Origin of the sequence: Chryseobacterium sp. SIMBA_028, assembly GCF_046535285.1 — a bacterium.
GTDB lineage: Bacteria > Bacteroidota > Bacteroidia > Flavobacteriales > Weeksellaceae > Chryseobacterium.
Map to the genome: position 1 here is coordinate 1 of NZ_JAWRWZ010000711.1, position 244 is coordinate 244.

Here is a 244-nt window from a genome sequence, read left to right on the forward strand (position 1 = left end):
GGAAGATTATTCCTCAGGAGAAAAAAATACAAGAACCGATCTTAATGTTGGTTTAAGCAAAAAATTATTAAACGACCGTCTAAAAGTTACTGTCGGAAGTAATTTTGCACTGGAAGGTGATGCCCGACAAAATGAAAGTACAACCAATATCGCCGGCGATGTAACCGTAGATTATAGCCTTTCAAAAGACGGAAGATATATGCTTCGCGCGTATCGTAAAGATGAATATCAGGTGGCTCTTCAG

Annotated in this window: 1 protein-coding gene; it reads left to right on the forward strand. The window is 38.9% G+C overall.

Translation table 11 applies throughout. The features are described 5' to 3' along the window. Positions 1-244, forward strand: a 244-nt coding sequence (locus SCA31_RS25095) for a translocation/assembly module TamB domain-containing protein (protein WP_410699655.1), incomplete at both ends; no start/stop codon positions are given.